Origin of the sequence: Citreicella sp. C3M06 (assembly GCF_018860705.1) — a bacterium.
Taxonomy (GTDB): Bacteria; Pseudomonadota; Alphaproteobacteria; order Rhodobacterales; family Rhodobacteraceae; genus Salipiger.
This window is the reverse complement of record NZ_JAHKQA010000097.1, coordinates 18050-34536: the sequence shown is the minus strand read 5'-3', so window position 1 is coordinate 34536 and position 16487 is coordinate 18050. Positions and strand designations below refer to the sequence as shown.

General features: G+C 61.9%; 12 protein-coding genes. 10 read left to right on the top strand and 2 right to left on the bottom strand.

Annotated elements, in window-relative coordinates:
• Window positions 1–8: 8 nt before the first annotated feature.
• The 7 genes from KO516_RS22200 (at window position 9) to KO516_RS22170 (ending at window position 8532) form a co-directional block, all read left to right on the top strand.
• Complete coding sequence (locus tag KO516_RS22200) at window positions 9–1406, top strand: phosphomannomutase (RefSeq protein WP_216005973.1); 1398 nt, start codon at window positions 9–11, stop codon at window positions 1404–1406.
• A gap of 53 nt (window positions 1407–1459) precedes the next feature.
• Window positions 1460–2605, top strand: a complete 1146-nt coding sequence (locus KO516_RS22195; RefSeq protein ID WP_216005972.1) for a hypothetical protein — start codon at window positions 1460–1462, stop codon at window positions 2603–2605.
• On the top strand, window positions 2602–3501 hold the full coding sequence (locus KO516_RS22190) for a hypothetical protein (RefSeq protein ID WP_216005971.1): 900 nt from the start codon (window positions 2602–2604) through the stop codon (window positions 3499–3501). The genes KO516_RS22195 and KO516_RS22190 overlap by 4 nt, the downstream gene beginning before the upstream one ends.
• A 41-nt stretch (window positions 3502–3542) precedes the next feature.
• Window positions 3543–5657, top strand: a complete 2115-nt coding sequence (locus tag KO516_RS22185) for a hypothetical protein (RefSeq protein WP_216005970.1) — start codon at window positions 3543–3545, stop codon at window positions 5655–5657.
• On the top strand, window positions 5654–6607 hold the full coding sequence (locus KO516_RS22180; protein WP_216005969.1) for a sulfotransferase: 954 nt from the start codon (window positions 5654–5656) through the stop codon (window positions 6605–6607). The genes KO516_RS22185 and KO516_RS22180 overlap by 4 nt, the downstream gene beginning before the upstream one ends.
• A 178-nt stretch (window positions 6608–6785) precedes the next feature.
• Window positions 6786–7907, top strand: coding sequence for a GDP-mannose 4,6-dehydratase (gene gmd, locus KO516_RS22175; protein ID WP_216005968.1), 1122 nt, complete (start codon window positions 6786–6788; stop codon window positions 7905–7907).
• Window positions 7908–7920: 13 nt separating this feature from the next.
• Window positions 7921–8532: a sulfotransferase family 2 domain-containing protein gene (locus KO516_RS22170; protein WP_216005967.1), complete on the top strand. Its 612-nt coding sequence runs from the start codon at window positions 7921–7923 to the stop codon at window positions 8530–8532.
• 250 nt (window positions 8533–8782) lie between these two features.
• Here KO516_RS22170 and KO516_RS22165 read toward each other — a convergent pair whose 3' ends face one another.
• Window positions 8783–9367, bottom strand: a complete 585-nt coding sequence (locus KO516_RS22165; protein WP_216005966.1) for a CatB-related O-acetyltransferase — start codon at window positions 9365–9367, stop codon at window positions 8783–8785.
• A gap of 479 nt (window positions 9368–9846) precedes the next feature.
• On the opposite strand from KO516_RS22165, the gene KO516_RS22160 reads away from it, so the two are divergent.
• The gene (locus KO516_RS22160) at window positions 9847–10464 is read left to right on the top strand and encodes a hypothetical protein (protein WP_216005965.1); all 618 of its coding nucleotides are present in this window, start codon (window positions 9847–9849) and stop codon (window positions 10462–10464) included.
• Window positions 10465–10626: 162 nt separating this feature from the next.
• Window positions 10627–14349, top strand: coding sequence for a glycosyltransferase (locus KO516_RS22155; RefSeq protein WP_216005964.1), 3723 nt, complete (start codon window positions 10627–10629; stop codon window positions 14347–14349).
• Window positions 14350–14389: 40 nt separating this feature from the next.
• Here the strand turns inward: KO516_RS22155 and KO516_RS22150 are convergent, their stop codons facing one another.
• The gene (locus KO516_RS22150) at window positions 14390–15100 is read right to left on the bottom strand and encodes a sulfotransferase family 2 domain-containing protein (protein WP_216005963.1); all 711 of its coding nucleotides are present in this window, start codon (window positions 15098–15100) and stop codon (window positions 14390–14392) included.
• Window positions 15101–15497: 397 nt separating this feature from the next.
• On the opposite strand from KO516_RS22150, the gene KO516_RS22145 reads away from it, so the two are divergent.
• Window positions 15498–16481 (top strand): GDP-L-fucose synthase, encoded by a 984-nt coding sequence (locus tag KO516_RS22145; RefSeq protein ID WP_216005962.1) that lies wholly within the window; start codon window positions 15498–15500, stop codon window positions 16479–16481.
• The last annotated feature ends 6 nt before the right edge of the window (window positions 16482–16487 follow it).

Sequence of the window (16487 nt, the reverse complement as noted above, 5' to 3'; positions counted from 1 at the left end):
TATCTCACATGGCTCCCAAATTCGGCACCAGCGGTCTGCGCGGCCTCGTCACCGAGCTGACACCCGACCTCGTGCGTGACTACACAAGCGCCTTTCTGGCCGCCTGCCCCTCGGGCGGGGCGGTGCATGTGGGCTGGGATCTGCGACCCTCCTCGCCCGAGATTGCCGATAGCGTCATCGCAGCGGTGCAGGCGGCCGGGCTGGATGCGGTGGTGCATGGCGCGCTTCCGACCCCGGCGCTGGCGCTGGCCTCGTTGCAGGCAGGGCAGGGGGCGGTGATGATCACCGGCAGCCATATCCCCGCCGATCGCAACGGGCTGAAATTCTACACCCCCATGGGCGAGATCTCGAAGGCCGACGAAGAGGGCATCAAGGCGGGCCTGTCGGCCCCGACAGGCAGCGGCGCAGGCGCGCGCATCGACGCGGGCAGCGCCGCTTCGGATGCCTATGTTGCGCGCTACGCTGATGCCTTCGGCCCGGCGGCGTTGGCGGGGATGCGCATTGGCGTTTACCAGCACAGCTCGGTGGCGCGCGACATCATGGTGCGCGTGGTCGCGGCGCTTGGCGCCACGCCCGTGTCGCTGGCCCGCTCCGACATCTTCATCCCCGTCGACACCGAGGCGGTCGATCCGCAAACCCGCGCCGGGCTGGCGGGCTGGTGCGCGGACAATCACCTTGATGCGCTGATCTCGACCGATGGCGATGCCGACCGCCCAATGGTGGCCGATGCGCAGGGCGCCATCGTGCCCGGCGATGTTCTGGGCCCGCTCACCGCCCGCGCGCTGGGGGCCAAGGTGATCTGCACGCCGGTGTCCTCGAATACGCTGGTGGCGCAGATGGAGGAGTTCGCGCGCGTCGACAGCACCCGCATCGGCTCGCCCTTCGTCATCGCCGCCATGGAAGAGGCGCTGGCCGCCGATCCGTCGGCCAAGGTGGTCGGCTACGAAGCCAACGGCGGCTTTCTGCTGGGCTTTACCGCCGATGCGCCCGCCGGGCCGCTGGCGCCGCTGATGACCCGCGATTGCCTGTTGCCGATCCTCGCGCCGCTGGCCGCGGCCAGGGCAGGGGGCGTGCCGCTGGCGGATCTGGCCGCCGCGCTGCCGCCGCGCTTCACCGCCGCCGACCGGCTGACCGGCATTGCCCCCGAAGCCTCGGGGCGGCTGCTCAACGAGCTGGGCACCGATGCGGGCGCGCGGGCGGTGTTCTTCGAGGGCGTCGGTCCGGAAGCCGGCATCGACCTGACCGACGGGCTGCGCGTCAGCTTTGACGGCGGCGATGTGGTGCATCTGCGCCCCTCGGGCAACGCGCCGGAATTTCGCTGCTACACCGAAGCGGCCAGCCCCTCGCGCGCCGACGAGTTGCTGGCGATCCACCTCGAAAAACTGGGCAGCGTGCTGAAGGGTTGATCTTGCACCGGCAGGGGAACCTGCTGAATATGCTCTGCGATATGGAAGATAAGATGGCACAGACCGATTTTCAGAGCGATGGCACCCCGGTGCTGACCCTCGTATCCCTCACCGAGTTCCCCGCGGCAACCGACATGCTGACGGCGCTTCTAGGCGCGGCTGACCCCCGGCCCGATAGTGTGGTAGCGGCAACGCTTGAGGCGGCCCTGCACGGCGATGGTCCGGTGCTGGCGGTGGCGGCAATGCCCGAACGCATGTTGGCGCGGGCGTTGGCGAGCGGGGTGCCACCATCAAAAGCCGTGGCCGACTGGCAGGTTTGGGCTGAGGCGCAGCTGGCCTTGCTGCGTCGGGCCCGCGCACGGGTGCTGCTGCTGGGCGAGGACACGTTGCTGGCCACCCCCGGCACGTTGATCAAGCCGCTAGCCGATCGGCTCGGCTGCGGCTTTGGTGATCTGCCCTCGCCTGCGACCGTGCCCGAAAACCCGGGCGCTGCGCTGCACGAAATCCTTGCCCGGCACCTGCTCAAATCCACTCCCCGCCTACGCGGGCTGGCCGAAGAAATGAGCGCCAGCATCGTCGGAGATCTGCATCCGCCATTGGAACTGGCCAAGCTCGACCGTGCCTTTGCTGATCTTTCGGCAGCGGCCGACCCTAGGCTTGCGCTGCAGCAAGCCGCGCTTGAAGAAAGCTGTCGCTTGCTGCGCGCCGGACTGATTGAGCTGCAACACCAGCTTGCCGACGAAACGGCAGCCCGCGCGCTGCTTCAGGCTGAGCGTGACGGCCTTGAGGCCCGGATTGCGGTCGAGGCCGAAGACGCCGCGCTGCGCGAGGCGGCGATCGGGTCAGAGTTGCTTGAGATTGGTCGCGATGCGGATGCCCGCAGTCGCGAGGCCAAAACGCTGTGGTCCGAGGCCGAGGCGTTGCGCGGGCAGATGGACGTCCTGCGCGCCAAAATCGACGACCGCAGTGCCCGGATGCGAGCACTTGAACTGGAACTGGCCAAGGCCGACGAAACCTGCCGCAGCCAAGCCGAGATGGCCGACCTGCAGCAAAAGGACATCGACGAACAGGATCGCAAGCTTACGGCGCTGAGGGGCGAGCTGGATCAGGCGCGCTCCGAGCTCAACCATATCCATGACTCGAAATCCTGGAAAATCGCCGGGGCGATCCGGTCGATTCGCTATGGCTTTCGCAAGTGAGCCGGCCCGCCCTGCCTCATCTGCCCGCCCCGCCCCATCGCATTGCCCGGCCGCGGCTGTTCATCGACGCCCAGCACGGGCTTGCAAACCGGATGCGCACCATTGCCTCGGCCGCCTCAATCGCGCGGCAGGCCGAACATGATCTCTTCGTGGTCTGGCGCACCGACATCCATTGCGGTGCCCGGATGCGCGATCTGTTCGATTATCCCGGTCCGGTGATTGAGGACGGCGTTGCCGACCTGTGCCGCGCATCCGCGGCGCAGGTGTTCAATGACATGGAAGTCGAGCCCGGTTCGCGCCATGGCGCGCAGGTGTACCCGGCGCGGTGCGGGGGCGATCTGTATATCCGGTCGGCCTACACGTTGCGCTCGCCGCTGCGGCGGCTCGAGGATGAGCAGGCATTTCTGCATGGGCTGCGCCCATCGGCGGCGGTGGCCGATCTGGTGGCCCAGGTGCCGACCCCCAGCGCGGTCAGCGCCCATATCCGCATGGCTAGTGGCACCGGCCACGACCACCGCCCCGAGGAAGGCCCCGATAACTGGCCCGAACACCGCCACCGCGAAATCGCAGAATGGCGCGAGAAAAGCCATTCCAGCCGGTTCGTTGCCCGCATTGACGTGCTGCTTGCCGCGGGCAAGGCCGATACGATCTTCCTTGCCGCCGATCTGCCCGACACCTACGCTCTGTTCGCCGACCGCTATGGGCCGCGGCTGCGGATGCTGAGCCGCGCGCGGTTCGATCGGTCCGAAGAACAGCTGCAATACGCGCTGGCAGACCTGCTGTTGCTGACTGCGACGCAGCGCCTTCTTGCCAGCACTTGGAGCTCGTTTTCGGACATGGCGCAGCGGCTGATGCGGGCTCGCCGTGCGATTGAACGCAGCGGGCTGGAATTCTAGGCCGGATCGCGGCACCGAAAGACCCATGAGGGGAAGACGAGATGACGATGCAATTGGCCGGAATCGATCAGGAGAACTGTCCGGAGGTGATCCTGCACATCGGCGCAGGCTATGGCGAAGATCTGCCAGCGCTTCTGGATCTGTCGGCTACTCGGATTGTACTGGTCGAGCCTAATCCCGATTGCCTTGCAGAGCTCGAGATGATGGCGCGCGGTGACACTCGCGTCGAGCTGATCTCAGCAGCGGTTTCGGCAGCCGAAACTCCGCCAGCCCGCGCGCCGCTGCACGTGTTCAATATGCAGGCGCATTCCAGCCTGCGCGCGCCCAGCCCCGCGCTTGCCACGCTGTTTCCGGCTCTGCGCGAAATCGATGCGCCGATGGTTGACGTTCTTAGCCTAAGTGCGCTGCTCGATAGGTTGGCGCTGCCTGAGGACGTGTCGGTTCTGGTGCTGCTGGATGCGCCCGGCGAAAGCGCGGCGTTGCTGGCAGAGCTGGTGCAGTCAGGGCGGATGCTACAGTTCGACCAAGTGCTGCTGCACGCGGGTGCCGAGCCGCTGTACGAGAGCGAGTTGCCGCTGTCCGAGGCGTTGGCATTGGTGCAGGATGCGGGCTATCGGCTTGTGTCGCGCGATAACGGCGATCCGGATTTTCCCGCCTGTGTGCTGCGCGTGGATGCGGTGTCCCGGCTTGGGGTAGCGCTGTCAGAGGCGCAGGCCGAGGCCGCGCATCAGGCGGATCGCATCGCCGGTCTCGATACAGCCCTTTCCAAAACTCGCAGCGCACTGGATGCCGCGAAGACAGATGTAGACACATGCACGCAGGCGCTTGAGGCGCAATTCGAGCGCGCGCAATCGCTAGAGGCCCAACTGGTCGATTGCACCAAGCGCGAGAACAGCTTGAAGACGGAGAATGGCTATCTGCGCAAGGCGCTTGGCGCCGCCGAAAAAGAGGCCACCAGCCAACGTCTTGCGCTCGACAGAACTGAAAACCGGGTCCAAGCCGTCGAGACGAAACTGAAACAGTGCAATACGGCGCTGGCCGAAGCAAAGGCCGCCCACGACACGAGTCTAGTGGAGGCTAGGGCCGCACATGAGGCGCTGGAAACCGACTTCGTTCATGTCCGTGGACTGGCCGAAGAGCGGGAGATGGAGCTTGCGAAGCAAGCCGAGACCTTGCGGGATCAAGACGAGAGCATCAGCGCGCTGCAATCGGCGCTGGAGATGGTTTCAACCGATCTGGAAGACCGGCTGGCAGCCTCCGAGGCGCGATCGGCGGAGCGCGAAGTGGCTCGGGTTGCGCTTGCGAGCGCCAAGGCGGAGGCTGATGCTGCGCTGGCCGATCTGGAAGACCGGCTGGCAGCCTCCGAAACGCGATCGGCGGAGCGCGAAGCGGCTCGGGTTGCGCTTGCGAGCGCCAAGGCGGACGCTGATGCAGCGCTGGCCGATCTGGAAGACCGGCTGGCAGCCTCCGAGGCGCGATCGGCGGAGCGCGAAGCGGCTCGGGTTGCGCTTGCGAGCGCCAAGGCGGATGCTGATGCGGCGCTGGCCGATCTGGAAGACCAGCTGGCAGTGCAAAAATCCCGCAGCGAGACCCTGCAGGAAGGGATCACCCGTCGTGACAACTGGCTGCGCGACCACGAGGCGAGCCAGAAGGTCGCCTCGGCGCAGCTGACGGACCGCGAAGAGGCTCTGCGCCAGAGCGAAGAAACCTGCGACACGCTCAAGGCACGGTTGGCCGGAGAAACTGCGGCGCTCGAGCAGGCCCGCGCCGATGCCAGAGCGCAGAGTGAGGCCGCTGCCGACAAGCTCACGAACGCGGAAGACAACATCACACGTCGCGACACTTGGCTCAAGGATATCAAGGCTCGTCTCGAGCGCAAGGAAACCGACTTGGGCGTGGCCCTGCGCAGCCAAGCGGCGGCACAGGCCGACCTGCTGGAACTGCGTGGCCGGTTTGAAACGCTGCGCCAGGAAAAGGACGCGCTCGACGGGCTGTTGATTCAGGTGACCACGCGGCTGAGCGCCGCTTCGGATTACCTTCATATGCTGAATGGACCACAGAACACCCCGCGAAGGCTTGCGGATCAGGACACCCCTGCGAAACCCGCTGTGCCCAAAGCTCCGAAGAAGCGCAGAAAGCCTAGGAGAGGTGCATGACCAGACGCTCGGAACTGCAGCTTCTGGTGGGTGATGCGCTGGAGCTGCTGCAAGGCTACCAGCCGCGCAGCGTACGTGCTGGGCAGGGTGACGAGCCATTGGAAAGCCTGCTCGACCAGTGTCGCGCCCAGACCACGAAACTTGCCGCCGCGCGGCCTGAGCCCGTGCGGTTGCTGCATCATTTCGCGTGCACCGGCGGCACGCTGGTCTCGCGCGCGCTGGCCAGCCAGCCAAACACCGTGGTGCTGAGCGAGCTCGATCCCTTCAGTAATATCATGCTGGGGCCGCAGCATCACTTTGCGCCGAGCGACGTAATCTATCAGGCGCTCAAAGCCCGCATCCCGCCACAGATGGACACTGTGGGGCGAATGTTCACCGCTGCGCTCAAGGTGCTGCATGAGGATCTTGGAGCCGAGGGGCGGCGGCTGGTGATCCGTGATCACACCTATTCGCATTACTGCGCTACCGAGGATCCTTCGTCGCGCCCGTCGCTGCCCGCGCTTCTTGCGCCGCAGTTCGATCTGCGCCAAGCGATCACCGTGCGCCACCCGCTCGACAGCTTTGTGTCGATGCTCAGAGAGAACTGGGCGCGCCCGCCGGTGCGCACGCTAGAGCTTTACGCCGCGCGTTACGAGATGTTCCTCGATGCCTGTCCTAGCATAGACTTGCACTACTACGAAGATTTTGCGCAGGATCCCGAAACCGGTTGCCGCCGACTTGCGGACAGCCTTGATCTGCCTTTCGATCCGCGCTGGCGGGATTTTCTGCCTCTGGTCACCATGTCCGGCGACAGCGGACGAAAGAGCGAGCGCATCGGCCTTCGCCCGCGCCGTCCGCTACCCGATACGGTCAAGCAGCAGCTTGCCGAGGGTGCGCCCGTCTATGATGCGCTCTGTGCACGGCTTGGCTATGATCCAGACCCCGAATCACCGGTAATGCCGCGCTTTTAGGCAGTTAGATGCAGCACAGCACCGTGCACAGCCCGGTCAAAAGGTTTCCAGTCTTGTGACCTCAACAGGCTTTTGGTAGGCCGGCCCACGAAATAGGCTAATGTTCGCTCTGCCCCGTCTGCGGTCGGGGTAGGGATGGCGCAAGCCAATAACCGATTGCAGCGACGGATTGCGATAAATGACAAAAAAAGCACTCATCACAGGCGTTACTGGCCAAGATGGCTCGTACCTCGCGGAATTCCTGCTTGCGAAGGGGTACGAGGTCCATGGCATCAAGCGCCGCGCATCGCTGTTCAACACTGGCCGGGTCGATCACATCTATCAGGATCCCCACGTCACCAACCAGAATTTCAAGCTGCATTACGGTGATCTGACCGACACCTCGAACCTCACGCGCATCATTCAGGAAGTGCAGCCCGACGAGGTCTACAACCTCGGCGCCCAGTCCCATGTTGCCGTGTCGTTCGAAGCCCCCGAATATACCGCCGACGTCGACGGCATCGGCACGCTGCGCCTGCTCGAGGCGATCCGTTTCCTTGGCCTTGAAAAGAAGACCCGCTTCTATCAGGCCTCGACATCCGAGCTCTTCGGCCTTGTGCAGGAGACGCCGCAGAAGGAAACCACCCCCTTCTACCCGCGCTCGCCCTATGCCGTGGCCAAGATGTACGCCTACTGGATCACGGTGAACTACCGCGAGAGCTATGGCATGTATGCCTGCAACGGCATCCTGTTCAACCACGAGTCCCCGCGCCGCGGCGAGACTTTCGTGACCCGCAAGATCACCCGCGGGCTGTCGAACATCTCTCAGGGGCTGGAAAGCTGCCTTTACATGGGCAACATCGACTCCCTGCGCGACTGGGGCCATGCCAAGGACTACGTGCGCATGCAGTGGATGATGCTGCAGCAGGACGAGGCGGTGGATTTCGTCATTGGCACCGGCGTGCAGTATTCCGTGCGTGAATTCATTTCGTGGTCGGCAAAGGAGTTGGGCATCGAGCTGGAATTCACCGGCACCGGCGTCGACGAGATCGCGACCGTCAAATCGGTCGACAACGCGATCTCTCCGGCGGTGAAGACCGGCGATGTGCTGATGAAGATCGATCCGCGCTATTTCCGTCCCGCCGAGGTCGAGACCCTGCTGGGCGATCCGACCAAGGCCAAGGAGAAACTGGGCTGGGTACCGGAAATCACCGCGCAGGAAATGTGCGCCGAGATGGTTGCCGAGGACCTTCGGACCGCCAAGCGCCACGCCCTGCTCAAGGAGCATGGCTACGAGATGCCGATGTCTCTGGAAGGCTGAAGGAGAGCGGCGGATGCTCTCGCTCGCGCATCAGTTCCTGTTTCTTCATGTTCCGAAGACTGCGGGAAACTCGATTCAGCGCGCGCTCTTGCCGTTCAGCGAAGACACGATGGCTTTGCTCGCCCCTCATCAGGATGGGGTTGATCGGTTTGAAATCCGGTCTCCGACACTCGAGATGCACAAACATCTCGAACTGTCGGAGTACCGAAAGCGCCTGCCAGCGGAGCAATTCGGCGCACTGTTCAAGTTTTGCGGGGTTCGCAATCCGTGGGACAGGTGCGTTTCTTATTTCTTTTCGCCGCATCGGGGCGTTGTCGACTGGTCGCCTAAAGCCTTCGCGGCGTTCGTGGACAAGGATATCCGGACGGCCAGTTCTTATGTAAGTCTGGCCTCTGATGAGACGGATGCCTTTGCGAATGTCGATGCCGTGCTGCGTTTCGAGCAGCTCGAAGACGATTTTGCACAGCTGTGCCGCAGGATCGGGATCGCCACGCCGCATCTTCCAAAGGCCAACGCAGGAGATCACGGCGACTACCGGACCTACTACACGGACCCGCGTATGATCGACCATGTCGCCCAAAAATTTTCTGCAGAAATCGAGCGTTTTGGATACGCCTTCGAGTGATGGTTTCTCGTCTGACATACTGGCGAACGTCGTGGCAGCCGCGGATTCTGCGGAGCAAGATATGAACGCTGAGCGACCTCCGTTCAGATTGCACGAGATATAAGCGTTTCACAGGTTGTCGGGGGTGAGGGATGACTGGCCATTCGTCACCAGAACGTCGATGCGCTGAGCAAGCGTGGGTACGCGCCGTCCCCTAAGGGCGGCGCGCTTGCATTTGGGCGGCAGGCGAGTGGTCGCATTCAGCGCCGGGCTAGCCGTTGGCGATGCGCAAGGTCTCCAGCGCGCTGCGCTCGGATGCGAGGTTGTCGAGGTTGTCGAGAAATTCAAAAACATTGCGCGTTGGCAGGCTGTTGAGCTTGTCGTGATCGATGTCCCACCACTGCGAGGCAACCATCCGTTCGGCCAGTTCTGGGCTGAATCGGCTCGAGATCTTTCTGGCCGGCATCCCGACGTAAATGCCGTAGGGCTCGGTGTCTTTTGTCACCACAGCGTTGGCACCGATGACGCTGCCCGGCGCGATATGTACCCCCGGCATCACCACAACCCCGTCGCCCAGCCAGACATCGCAGTGGATCAGCGTCGGACGCTTCTTGGCGGGTGTACTCTGGGTGATGCCGGTCAGTTGCGTCTGGTCATAGGGTGTACCGCCGCCCGCCACGTGCATCGAGGTGCTGAGCCCGGCCATCGGGTGGGTGCCCGCCCCGATGGTGACCCGCCGCCCGATCGAGCAATAGCGTCCGATGATCACATTGTCGCGCAGGTAACCGCCATTGTTGATGTAGGAAAAGCCCCGATGAAACTCGATAGAACCGGGCCGCGCCCATAGGAGAGCCATGGAGAGTTGACGCGGGATTCGCGCTCGAGCAGGTAGCGTGCAGTCTTGGGATGTGGGCACTCATGCCCGACCGCTGCCAGATCCGCAGGCAGAATGGCGCGGGTCTCGGCCAAAAGAGCCTCGGGGCCGCCGCTGGATCGCCTCAAAAGTTGGTCGATCTTTTCCTGAAATGTCATTGTGGCCCTCGTGCTGTTCCTAGTGCGCTTGCGCAGGTTGCGCGTGAACCGTATTTCATGTGTATGGCGAGGTCTATCGGACTGGCTCTCCTTTGGTGACAAGGAGCGCCACGAGCATAGGCGTTTGCTCGGGCGCGGTGGCTAGCGCGGTCACCCAAACTTGCGCTTGCGGACCCGAGAGTCTAGGACTGGGGCTGCAAATGTGGTCTCCCTGTGCCCGCGCGGGTGGCAACGAGGGTTGTTCCATCAGACTCTCCAATGCCCGGCGCTTTGCCGTGGCCAGCAAGTTGAAGTTGACCAGAAATGATTCCACAAAACGCGGAGCGCGCGGCACGACTGACCCAAGCGCTTAAGTCACTGGAGGGAACGGCTCGGGAGGTTAACGTGCAAAGCCTTTTGCAGATCTCGGACCTGCTACCTGACCTGATTTCCAGCCTCGACGATTGCGCAGCGCAGATCCGCCGCGATACCGGCGAGATTGAGCGCCTGAACGCCCGGGTTGCAGCTCTGTCGGTCGAGTTGACGGCGCAGCGCGCTGGCCGACTCCCGACGTTGCGTCCCGCATCTGTACCTGCACCCGCATCTGAACCCCCGGCCGCAGCCATGTCAGTGGCTGGCGCGGAGCCCAAGCTTCCCGCTGGGGTCGATCTGCGCAAGCGCAAGACCCTGTCGGAAAACATTCTGATCTTCAGCTTCGATCTGTCGGGCACCGGACCGCTGGCCATTGAGGCTTACCGCACCACTGGCAGGACCTTTCTCAAGACCCGCGCCGATTTCATGAGATCCCAAACCGGCTGGCGCAGCGGGTCCGACCAGTATGGATCTTTCTCCCTGTTTTACGAAGACGATCTTGACGATGCGGCAACCGGCCTTACTGCCGAACTGTCGCGCTATTGTTTTTTCTGCCTGAAATCGCTGTAACGCAGTGCTGCCTGTGGGGGTGCCCGCGGGTACAGCTCTTGTTTCGCGCTGGCCGATATTTTCGAAGAAATGAATATGATCGTGACAACCGATACCCCTACTGCCGCAGAGATTTACAGCAGGGCCAGAACCCTTCTGCAGGAGGGTGACGCCGCTACTGCCGTGCCTCTGCTTCGCAGGCTGGTCGAGACCGACCCCGATTTCACGCTTTATCGCGCGATGCTGGACCGAGCGCTGGCGCTGGAGGCGGGTGAGCCCCCCGCTGCCACCAAACCCGGCCCGATCGTCCCTGCTGATTTTGACTACGAGCGCCGGCCCGCGCCGGGGCGCTTTGCGGGTCGCTACGGGCTTTACCCGGATCTGACCGGCCACCGGCAGGCCGAAGGCGGCATGCGCATGGACGGCATCTTCAAGGCCAGCCAAGAAGGCCGGCCGCTGGTCTCTATCGTCACCGCAGTATTCCAGAATGAAGACAGCTTTCAGCGCTGCATTGACAGCGTGGTGGGCCAGACCTACCCCAATGTGGAATACATCGTCATTGACGGTGGCAGCCGCGACGGCACGGTGGATCTGATCCGACGCAACGAGGATGTGATCGACTATTTCATCTCTGAACCCGACAAGGGCATCTACTCGGCGATGAACAAGGGAATCGAGCTGGCGCAGGGGGATTACATCTGCCTGCTCAATTCGGATGACGTTTACGAAAAGGATTACATCGAAAAGGCAGTCATGCTGGCCCTGTCCGAGCCAGCCCGGCCCGATGTAGTCTACACGGATTATTCGCAGGGCGACAAGTATATGGCGGCCCAGCCGATCGGTCCTGGCGTGCTGCTGGGGCACCTGAACATCTGCCACAACACCTTTTTGGGCAGCGCTAGGGCCTATGATTGCATCGGTCCCTATGACGAGACCCAGAAGATCGTCAGCGATGCGATCTGGATTCGGGCGGCCTATAATGGCGGCATCCGCTTTGCCCATCTGCCCGAGCCGCTGTTCACCCTGACCGAGGGCGGGCTGTCGTCGGGCAACACCGAAGCGCGCCGGCTGATGTTCATCCGCGAGGTGGCACAAAGCTATCAGCGTGTGTTCCCCGACCTGACCTATGAGGACGCCGAGGAACTGTACCTGTTCCGCTTCAACAAGGCGCGGATCAAGGCGGTGTCGGCCATCGCGCGCAAGCATTACGGCAACCGGCTGTTCTGCGAGGCGCTGCGCGACTACGCGCAGTACTGCTTTGCCCACCGGCCCAATTTCGGGCTGGGCCACAAGGAAGCGGGCACGCTGTTTCCCGAATACATCGCGCTGTGCGATCTGCTGGGCATCGACCGCAAGTCGATTTCCATCAACACCAAGAACGGCAGCTTTGCCGACCTGCTGGCACAGATCGACGATGTGGTGGCGCGCCGCAAGGCGGGGGCACGCCGCACGGTGCTGCATTTCGTGTCGGTGTTCTCGACGCCGTCGGAAACCTTCATCTACGATCTGCTGACCCGGCTCGACGCCGAGGACGATCTGGATAATTTCGTGCTTTACGAACACGAAAAGCTGGCCGAGGAACGCCCCTGGGCGAAAAAGCTGCGGGTGCCGTGGAACGATTACCCCGAAACCATCGCCCGCGAGATCTATCGCTATTTCATCGACACGCTGGCCCCCGACGCGGTGATCGCGCATTTCGCCATCAACGAACACCGCTTTCATCAGCGTACTGCGCCGCTGGGGTTAAGGATTCCGACGGTGGTGATGACCCACGGCATCGACGTGTTCAACCTTAAGAAATCCGATGAATATGCCAGCTATGTGCTGGACGATCTCAGCCGGCGGCCCGATGTGGTGTTCACCACCGTGTCCAATTACCTGCTGGGCGAATTGACCGCCGCCGGGGTCGACCCCAAAAAGGTGCGCGTGGTGCCCAATACGGTGAACCCGCGCTATTTCGCTCACCGTAAGACGGGCGGTTTCTATGACCGATCGCGCCCTTTGCAACTGCTGTCGGTGGGCCGGCTGATCGACTGGAAGGGCCACGACCACCTGCTGCGCGCGCTGGGTAGTTTTCGCGAAAAATGCACCCCCAATGTGCATCTGACCATCGTCTACGGCAACGGAGACGAACGACTGGAGCCGTTGAAGGCGCTGGCGGGTGAACTGGGGCTGATCGACAACGTCACCTTTGAACCCTTTGTAGATTTCAGCGCCGAGCCGACCTATTTCGCGCGTTTCGACCTGTTCGTTCACCCGTCGACCTATACATCCGACGCGCTGCGTAAATCCGAAACCTTCGGTGTTGCCGTGCTCGAGGCGATCGCGGCTGGCCTGCCGGTGATCAGCTCGGATGCCGGCGGACTGCCCGAGGTGATCGGCACACAAGCAACCCCCTTTGCCCGCGTCGTCGGCCATGGCAGCGCCGATACCATCGCGGATGCACTGGCGGCGATGTGGTCGGATGGGGCGTGCTTTGCCGACAACCAGGCCTATGCACGCGCGCGCCTGGATGCCTTTGGTGACAGGCTGCAGACACAGCGCGTTGCGGCGGCACTGGCAGAGGTCGACGCAAAACCCTGCAAGGTGGCGATGTTTTCGACCTCGACCATTCAGGGTGCGGGATACGCCGCCTACAGGCTGCACATGGGACTGCGCAAAAGCCGGGGCGTGCGCCCGCATATCTTTACCACCGTGCGTAACCACGAGAACGAAGAGGGCGTCACCGTCCTGAAACACCCGTCGGGGGACAACCGCAACTGGTCGGCACTGCAAGGGCCGCCCAAGCCGGGGCTGACGATCTTCTCCATCAACCAGACGCATATCCCGTCCGAGGATCTGATGCGCCTTGTCGAACCCTATGACATCGTGAATCTGCACTGGCACGCACGGTTTCTGTCGGCGGAAAACATCGCCAGCCTGACCTGGGGTGACAAGCCGGTGGTTATGACCGTCCGCGACATGCAACCCATAACCGGGGGCTGTCATTTTTTTCACGGCTGCAACAAGTGGCGGGACACCTGCTATGGCTGCCCGCAGATCGACAGCGCCGTCACGCGCTTTCCCGGCGATCTGCTGGAGGCCAAGCGCGCCAATTACAACTTCGACAACCTCACGCTGGTGGCGCTGTCGCGGCACACCCGCGAAATCCTGCGTCAGGCACCGGGCTTCAACCAGTGTCGGATCGAACACATCCCCAATTCCATCGAAACCGATGTGTTCCGCCCCTATGATCGCAATGCGCGGCGCCGCGAACTGGGCCTGCCGCTGGATCGCAAGATCATCGGCTATGTGCCGTCATTTTCAAGCGAGGTCAAAGGCTACAAGCAACTGCTCGAAGCGTTCGGGATCATGCAACGCGACGCCCCCGACCTTGATCCCTTCGTAATGCTGGTAGGCAACAAGACCCCCGCCACCGAAGAGATTTCGTTTGATAAAAAGGCGCTTGGCTACATTTCGGACAACCGGAAACTGGCCTGGGCCTATTCGGCCGCCGATGTGATCGTGGTGCCCTCGCTTGAGGAAACCTTTTCCAACACCACAGCCGAGGCCATCGCCTGCGGGGTGCCGGTGGTGGGGTTCCGCACCGGGGCGATCCCCGATCTCGCGGTGGACGGGGTGTCGGGCTATAATTGCGAGGTCGGCAATTCCGCCGCTCTGGCCGAAGGGCTGATCAAGACCCTGACGGGGATCAACAACATGCGCCGCGACAGCCGCAAGCACGCCGAAGCCGAGCTGACCTTCATGAAACAGGCGGTCCGCTATGAGGCGCTCTTCGCCGACCTTCTGGCGCGCAAGGCGGATCGGGGCAGCAGCCACGCGCCGAAGGTGTTCAACAGCTTCGACGCGCCGGGGATGGGCCTGGGCAAGATTGCCGCCGAGCGGGTGCTGGCGGCGAAAAAATAGGCGGGGTGGCTCCCTCCGAGGGAGATGTTTCCAGAATCTGCTAGGCTGCTTTGTGTCGAAGAGCCTTCAGTTCCTTTATCATTTTCATATCAGTCTCATATATACTTTCCAAAACATCGCGAAGACCCTCGAAGTTCTCCTTCCCTGCGGAGGTGATCTGATCCACCGGAATGTCGCACAGGTCGCCGGTATGAGTCTCGTGCTTGTAGGACTTGTTCACCGGCTTCTGAAAAGCTTCTGATATGGATGGGAATTTCTTGGCCATGGTGGCCGGAAGTTCCTTCATTTCCAAAGGAAGGGTGTAGTCCACTTCCAGAAGATGTGACTTTTGGGGCCAGACGTGAGGATCCAGGTTCTTGAATGGCGCATCGAGATACTGCGTGAAATCACGGAAGGTTGCAGTGTACGGATCCTTGCCGGTCTGCGACTTGAAGCTTTCGAAAATATCTGCATTTCCCGACTTGTCGACAAACTTGTTCAAGAAGGCTGAAATGGCTCGATCAAAAGGGTCACGATAAACGAATATTGCTTCATCAAAGGATACGTTGTCGAGCGGCACCCTAAACTGTTTGAATTTTTTAAGCCCCGGCGTTTTATCCGGAGACTTTTCGGCCATGAGCCTCTTAAATGCAGAGCACGCGTTCTTTCTAATGTAAGTATACAGAATAGCCTTTCCATCTTCATTAGGAAGGAAGTAGTGTAGATCGTTCCTTACGAACTCACCACTATCGAAAGCTGGCCTGTAATTCATTTTTTCTCCGCGCGCTTTTAAAAGATCGTCATTTTTTGTGGATGCCCAAAAATAGAAATATATGCGGTGATGAGTAGCTCATTCAGGCGCAAAATCTTTCCATCAGATTAGACGACGATCCACAACATCGATGTCGGCTCTGGTACAGCGTCGCCAGAGGTTTTCGCATGGATAGATCATAAGCTTCTACCACATCCTTCTGCTGTACTTAAGTGCATCTGGACCCGTACGATGCATTTTTAGGATCCAATCCCCTGTGGAGTCAATCCGGAGAACTCCACACTCACGCCGTGGAACATCGCTGCCCCAAGCGAATAGGGTCAAGACCGTAATCCACCCCCCGCTTGCCAATCTCGCCCCCGTGGCCTAGTGACGAAACGACCCCACAAGCCCCTGAATGTCATGGAGACCGGTTGTGAAAATCTACATTGCAGGCCATCGCGGCATGGTGGGCGGGGCCATTCTTCGCCGTCTCGAAGCACGCAAGGCTGCGGGCGAAGATCTGGCGATGATCACCCGCACTCATGCCGAGCTTGACCTGACCAGCCAGGCGGCGGTGCGTGATTTCATGCAGGCCGAAAAGCCCGACGTGGTGATCCTTGCCGCGGCCAAGGTGGGGGGCATTCATGCCAACAACACCTATCCGGCGGAATTCATCTATGAAAATCTGATGATCGAATGCAACGTCATCCATCAGGCGTTCGATGCGGGCGTCAAGCGCCTGCTGCAACTGGGCAGCTCGTGCATCTATCCCAAGGCGGTGCCCCAGCCGATGAGCGAAGATGCGCTGCTGACCGGCACGCTCGAGCCCACCAACGAACCCTATGCCGTTGCCAAGATCGCGGGCATCAAGCTGTGCGAAAGCTACAACCGCCAGTACGGCGTCGATTACCGCTCGGTGATGCCGACCAACCTCTATGGTCCCGGCGACAATTTCCACCCGGAGAACAGCCACGTGCTGCCCGCCCTGATCCGCCGTTTCCACGAGGCGGCGCAGGCGGGCACCCCCGAGGTGGTGATCTGGGGCTCGGGCAAGCCGATGCGCGAATTCCTGCATGTCGATGACATGGCCGAGGCCTCGCTCTTTGTGCTCGATCTCGACAAGGCGACCTACGAGGCCAACACCGAGCCGATGCTGAGCCATATCAACGTCGGCACTGGCAGCGACATCTCCATCCTCGATCTGGCAAAGCTGGTGGCGAAGGTGACCGGCTATACCGGCAAGATCTCCAACGACCCTAGCAAGCCCGACGGCACCATGAAGAAGCTGATGGATGTCAGCCGCCTTGCGGATATGGGCTGGAAGGCCGGTGTGCCGCTGGAGCGCGGCGTGGCCGAGACCTACGAATGGTTCCTAGCCGCGAAAGACGTGAGGGGCTGATCGCGC